This is a genomic window from Campylobacter concisus (assembly GCF_003048555.1).
In the GTDB taxonomy this organism is placed as follows: Bacteria; Campylobacterota; Campylobacteria; order Campylobacterales; family Campylobacteraceae; genus Campylobacter_A; species Campylobacter_A concisus_AO.
Map to the genome: position 1 here is coordinate 20,299 of NZ_PIRR01000023.1, position 7,496 is coordinate 27,794.

At 31.5% G+C, this 7,496-nt stretch carries 2 protein-coding genes; both read right to left on the reverse strand.

Features of this window, described 5'->3' with window-relative positions:
* Positions 1-3: 3 nt before the first annotated feature.
* A complete protein-coding gene (locus CVS92_RS09040) occupies positions 4-3,756 on the reverse strand; it encodes a hypothetical protein (protein ID WP_199906410.1) in 3,753 nt (1,250 codons plus the stop codon).
* A 24-nt stretch (positions 3,757-3,780) separates the two neighbouring features.
* The gene (locus tag CVS92_RS05710) at positions 3,781-7,317 is read right to left on the reverse strand and encodes an Mbeg1-like protein (RefSeq protein ID WP_107788813.1); all 3,537 of its coding nucleotides are present in this window, start codon (positions 7,315-7,317) and stop codon (positions 3,781-3,783) included.
* Between the last annotated feature and the right edge of the window lie 179 nt (positions 7,318-7,496).

The window sequence follows — 7,496 nt, forward strand, 5'->3', positions numbered from 1 at the left end:
ATCTTATCCTATATATAGACCATCTTCCATAACTATGGTGGTGGCTAGACGACCTACTAGGCGAGGGGGAATTTCTTCTTTATTTCTTTCCTTTTCTTTAGATGCTTTACACCCCACATACATACCCTTTACATTGTTGTTGCCTATTACATCTAGTGCTTTTAGTAGTCTTCTTGATTTATTATCTACTTCTGATCCATTAGTATTTAAATTTCCATTTTTAAAGTCTTCTAGTATCTCCATAGCTTCGTTGTATTTGTCTATTGGTAGATCAGTGCCCTCCTCAACACCTTGACTATAAATATCATAAATTTCATCTCTTTGTTTTATATCTATTGAGTTTGATGGGCTTATATCTAGTTCTCTTTTAACCCCTTGCAGCATAAGCTCTTTTGGTGTATATGCTAGTTTTTTATTTCTTTTGTTAAGGTTATTAAAGAACTCTTCATCAGTTTTATTATCTGTTCTTAGTTCATCTAGGCATAGATAAGATATCATAGTATCTAGGCTTATATCTTTAGATAGGTTAGAGTCTAGTTTGTTTGTGGTAGTGTTTATATCATAGTAGAAGAAGTTATGATAGTCTAGTCCTCCACTAGATAGTCTTCCTCCTATGATAGTTCTTTTTAGGTCTATATTTATAAAAGATGAGTATATCTCTATAGGATAGTAGATATACTCATTTGTTTTGGTGGAATTTGGTTCATAAGATATATTCTTAACAGCATAAGTTTCATCAAATTTATTTGTGAAATACTTATGAAGTATTAGTTCATAAGATCTTTTTTGGTGTTCATAAGATGAGCTATAGGCGCTATCTACTAAAAATTTAAGTCCAGCTCTTGTTATATTAGATACTGTTGCCTTTCCAGCATTTTTTACAAATTCTGTACCTATTCTTAATGTTATAAGTTTTTTTGTGACATCCTTATAATCTTTTGCTAATTTTTCTTGATGCTTTAGTTGATCTCTACCTTTTGCTTTTGCCTTTCGATCAAAATATGAAAAAAGGTAATCATTGCTTATTAGCTTTTGCATCCTAAAAAATTCACGCCTACTTAGAAGGTTGAAATTTTTTTTATCACTTGCACTAATTAACTTAAAAATAGGCTTTTCTTTTATTAGAGTGACTAGCCTAAGTTCTCCACCTGTTGCCATAAATATACCTTTGGCAACATTAAGAGGAGTAGCGTCTTTGCCTACATAAAACATTGTCCTTATGACGCTTTTCCATACAGTCTCACCGCATTTATCTATAAAAAAACCATAAAATGGAAATATATCGGATAATATATCGTTCATTATAGACTTTAATGAAAAATCTATCATATCCTTATACTCATCGTCATTTATCTGCTTTATATATTTTTTAAATTTCTCATCCTCTATACTACTCGTATCTATATTATTAGGATTACTAAGTTTCTTTTCAAGTTCTTTATATTCTTCGTCACTTAAAGAATTTTCTTTTTTGAATTTACTTGCAAATTTCTCATCGCTCATATCATATATGTCTAGAGTTGTTGGTTCTTCAAGTATCTTTTTTAACTCACTATATGTATCATCATCTAATATATTATCATCATCAGCCACATGACTTTTTTCTATTGAGTCCACTATCTCCTCTATGCAGATGGCATCCTTTTGTCCTGCTTTCGCCTCTTTTTCTTTTTTAAAGAAATATATGGGTATTTTTGTTTCATCTTCTTTTAGATAATAGGTGTTTTTGGATAAAACTAGAAATGTTTCGCCATATAAATTTATGGCCTCACTCCCAAGATAAGACTCTGGTTTAATTAAGGAATTATCAAATATTTGTCTTAATATAAAATATCCCATCACTAATAAGAATACTTTTGTGGCTGGATAATAGTATTCTGTTTCTATTATAAATGCGCCATTAGACTCCTCTGACAATAATTGCATCATGCCTCTATCATCGATTGGTATTGAAGTTGGCTTACCTAAAGCATAAATAATACGATCTTGTTCCGTATTTGAATTCAAATTTAAAAAGAAGATTTTGAATTCATCTATGTTTGCCTCTAAAAATTCTTCTTCTCTTTTAATTATCTCTTCCATGTCTTTGGCATTTTTAAAGTACTTATCTATATGACTTAAATAGGTATTGGCTTGCGTAAATTTAATGAAACGTTCCGAGCCATTAAAAATTTCTTTGCCCATTGGTTTGTTAAATATAAAATTGTCTGAAATATAACTTTCAAATTTCTTGATTTTCTCTCTGCTAACCCTTGTAAATGGGCTTAGACTTAATAAATATAGGTCTTCATCATTTTGAGCATCTACTTGTATGGAGTACTGACTATAGTCTTTCGTGGCTTTTAGCTGCTTAGGGTCAGTCACTTTCTTGTTATCCACCCTATTTAGACTGTCCATTATCTTATAGTTTAATACATTTTGCAAAAGGTGCTCATTTAGTTTTGCATTTTCTCTCATAGGGGCATTTGAAATAATGAGATAGTTTTTAGAGGTACCGCTACTGTTATTTGTATTGTGAGTATCGTCCTTGGTAGTTAAGGATTTATCCCTTAAAAGATTCGCAAATTTTAAAGAATTGAAAAATGGATACTGCATATAGACAAAATTTGCTCTATTTGCGATCACACACTCTTCTATCCTATTAAGCAGACTCTCTTCAGCATTATCCTTATCATTTTTACATATTGATATATTATTTTTTTTATCTATATTTTCATATTTGCTTATCTTTGCTTCAAATAGACTTTTTTCATCACCCTCTAATGAAAAATTAGAGCAAATTCCAATATACTCATCGTAATTACTTTTCGTCTTAGTGGCTGTTATATCAAACCCTGAAAAATCTATAAATGCCCCACTATTTTGATCATCATTTGTAAAAACCAAAATATTGTTAAACGATACTGTATTTAATAACCCTAATGTAAAACCAAACTTAGTAGCTAGTAAGCTCATAACCGGACTAGAAAAGGCATAAAATCCTCTTTTTTGAAGAAATTCACCTATATTTTTAGTGGCAGAAAGTGCATCTGGCACGGCGAGCAGTAGTGTTAGTGGCTTAAATGTAGCCCTTAAATCAGTTATATCAAGAAGACTAAAAAAGAATTTAATTATCTCTTTTGCCATATAAATCTTGCCATCCTCTGAAGCCTTTTTAAGGTTCTCTTTGATTTCTTCAAAACTGCCTTTGATTGCTTCTATACTCTCCTCTTCCTTATCAAAATTTTCATGATTTAATATTATGGTTGCTTTTTTTATTAGCTCATCCCTTAGCCTATCCAATAAGGAGTTAATGTTTCGATCTATTTTTTTATAGTTGCTAACTAGTTCGCTAGATGCTTCTTCAAAATTTTTAACCATATTACCTTGTTCTCTAAAAATATTTGCAAGATTTACTAGTTCTTTAGTAAACTCTTCAATGATATCCTTTTCTTGACTAAGCACCTCCAATTTCATACTACTGTTTGCGACTTTTATTTCATCAGTTCTTTCAAAACCACGCTCATTCTTAAATAAACTAAACTTATCAAAATATTTATAAGTCTTTATGTTAACATTTTTGCCCGCCTTTTTTTGATCATATAGCCTTGTAAATATCTTATTATATAAGGCATCTCCGTTTAATATATTTGTATTATAAAAATGGTTTAAATCACGGCAATAAAAGGTTATATTTTTATATCCTTCTCCATTTACGCCGACCTCAAAAAGTAGTTCTTCTATGCTTCTAATAATTTTTGTATTATCTAATCTCAAGAACGATCCCTCTCTTTAAATTTATCAACTAACAAGCATTACAAAGCTAGTTGTGTTTATGTCATTTGTATAGCCACTATCTAGCCCTTTAGCTATCTCAAGCTCTATACTTTTAGCTCCAGTTGGAGACATAAAAACATAAGTGTAAGTATGTCTATTCTTTTCTATATTAGAACTATTAAATTCATCTAAACTGGCAAAAAAGCCTACCCCACTTTCCGGGCTATTTGCCTTTTTGTAGTTCTCTTTATCAAGAGAGCTAAAATTCTTTGGAACTACAAATATCAAATTCAGCTTATCCACTCCATATCTTAGTTTAAATTCTTTGATGTCATAACGCTTATCGTCATAATTATCCGCTAAAAGAGCCTTTAAATTCTTATCCTCTACGTCTCTTCCCTCGTCTAAATTGAGTTTGATCTTGCTAAAGCCATTTTTATCTTCAAATTTTTTATCAAATAGATAATAGGTAGTTACCAAAAGATTATCTATTTGAGAAGCAAAAGCTTTTATATGAAGTCTGATCAATGGCTTATTTAAATTTGGATTTTGTACGGCAAGGTTATTATTCTCAAACATAGGATTACTTAAACTATGCTCTAGTTTTAGTTTATTCTCTTTTTTTATGCACCTTAGCGAAGATCCAGTGTTGCTTAGGCAGTTTGGCACTAGATCTTGCATTACAGCGTAGTGATCATTCATACTTTTTAGACTAAGTGCCGATCTTGGCACATAAGCTACTATGACGCATGGAGTCCTAGCAGAGCAGCCTACTATTGGCGAGTTTATAAAATCAACATCAAGTATCACGCCTTGATCGTCTGATCTTATACTCCTGCCCGCTCTACTTTTTAAGATCACATGACCGCCATGTGGGCAAATGATAGTGTCGTCTTCTATGACAGGGCATGAAGTCGCAGTGGATAAAATTTCTTTAGATTGATTATCTTTTTGTAAATTTTGCCTTTGATTTAAATTTGAAAGAGCCTCTTTGGTCTTTTTGCTCATTGGTTTTAGATTGATATTTAGACTCTTATTTAGTAGTGAATAATTTAATATATTTGCTTGAGAATTTCTATAAGCAACATTTAGCCTTCCTATATCTTTATCCTCATCTCTTGGCTGATGAGTAAAATTTAGAGGTATATTCTCGTCACTATTATATTTTTCGTCTTTAAAATAAAGTGGATAATCCTCCTCTTCATTGGCTTTAGACAAAAGAGCAGAGTTTAGATATATTCTTTGATTCATATTTTTACTATCTAGCTTAAATATCTCCTTTAATACCTCAACATCGACTATACTTTTATCCACTGCACTTACACTAAGGGTATCGTTGTTTTTATAAAAGATACTTCCCACGCTCTCATTCATAAGAGCTTTTATATCATCGGTTGATACTTTATTGTTGTAAGCTACATCATCGTTATTTTGAGCGGATTTATTATTAGCTATTACTATGGCTTCATCGCTAGAGCTTATATCCTTAGAGTCTATGCTAGCTAAAAAATTTTCATTTTCTTTTAGCTTTGCTAGATCCGCATATTTTAGATTTATTATGCTCTTTAGCATATCTATTCTATCTTTTACGAAGATGCTAGCCTCTGCTATATCTACTCTATTATCTCGTAGTATCGTTATATTTTTATAGATGTTTTTGTTATAAGAGAAGTATTTACCAAGCTCATTTACATCTATCTTTTTTTCAAATACAAATAAATTCAAAGCACAAATAGCCACTAGCATATCTATATCGCCAGCTCTAGCATCACTTACTATCTTTGTCGCATCTAGTTTATCTAGATCATCTATATCTAGTATCTTTACTAGATGTGCCTCTTTGTTGCTATTTTTATCTATGTTGCTACCTAAATTTTCTATTATATACCCGACCATATCTTGCTTAAAATTTTCATCACTAAATTTGCCATATTCGTAAAAGAGATTTAAATAAGCATAAAAAATATATAAAGGCGTATCTAGCATAGAAGCATCACTTATATCATCTATATTTACATCCAAATTTAACTTCGATCTTATGCATTTTAGTTTAAATTTAAGCGACTGGATATATTCATTTAGATAGTCAAGTGCTTCAGCTATATCTTTGCCTTCTATCTTGGCTTCATTTTCTTTGTTTTCTAGAAGATAGCACAGCATATATAAAACCAAAACGCTCTCTTTTAAAAAGTGAGATCTAATTAATATATTCACCAAGTGTCTATTCTCGGTATTTTCATACTTTACTTCGCCAGTTGTATCTATGCCTAGCTTATAGCCTAGATCAGATATTACTGAAAAGGTAGGTTCTATCAAAACAGCCACATCTTTCGAAAAGCTATCTTCATCTCTATTGATACTTTGTTTAACGCTCTCTACGTGATGTATCTCTATATCGATGTCTTTTTCTTTGCTAGCTTTATTTATATTAGAGCTCACCTTTTTATCTGCAAGAGTCTTTTGAGCCTGTTCATTATTTTTAACTACATCTACATATTCATCTACGCTACTCTTATCATCTTTAAAGCCAAACATGCCTTTTATCTTATTAAAGACCGAGCCTACCATCTTTCCTATAAAGCCATCTTTATCTATGACTCTTGCTATCCATCTTGCACCTTTTGCTATGGCTTTAGCCACAAAGCTAAGGAGCCTTAAGCTCCAAGTAAAAGCTGAAGCTAATATACCACCATAAATCCCTGGAGCGTTATAAGTATAAAGTTCTTTCACTCCGCTATCTTTAAAGGTTACTGCATATATTTGAGCTAGATGACCACCTAATGAGTGACCTGATAAAATGATGTCTTTGGCGGTGTTATCTAAACCACTTAAGTTTTGACTATGAGAATTTATAGCTTCTTGCATAGAGGATTGAAGTGATTTTAAAGCAGATATTTGCATAAGCGCTCTTGATGTGATAGCCATAAAGGCATCATCTAAGAGATCGTTTATTTTCATCTCTGTTCCTCTAAAGCCTATGATATAGTTTGACTTAAGCGTGTCATAAAATATAGTTGAGCTAAAACCCGATTTTTGATTAGGTATGTGCTTTACTAGCTCATAGCGATTAACAAAGAGTTTCGTGCGAGGGGAGAGGGATTCGGGTTTATAAAAGATATAGGGTGGCTGATCTGGTACCAAAGCTATAAAATTTTTTACATCATTTTTGAGTTCAGTATCTTTTGTTTCTCCATTTGCTCCAACCGGCTTCTTTACTATTTTATCTGCCATAAATCTTGCTTCTATACAAAGAGCATAAGCGGTAGGATCTCCTACTTTTTTTACCACATTTCCATCTTTGTCTTGGATATCACCATTTAAAATATCACCTTTTCTTATATTATCTTTATATCTCCAAACAGGCTTTTTTATTTCATCTTCTCTATAAGAATTTACGATATTTTCAGGGACATTATCTTTACCAAATTTATCATAAAGCTCATCAAGTCCATTTCTTTCATTCTCAAATACATTATGAAGCATTGCATAACTTGCATCAGCTATATCAATATAGTCTTTAAAGCAATTTATTAGCTCTTTATTTGATTTTTTAGTTAGCACTTACTTGTCCTTGTTTGCTTTTATGAATTTGTTGTTTATTAGAATAAATTTGTTTCCACCGCTTACTGGAACTATACTTTTTTTACTAAAGCTTATTCCCATTCCTTCATCTCCAAATAAGCCATATTTAGTGCTATATGTTTCATAATAAACATCTATGCTTATAGGAACTATTTCTC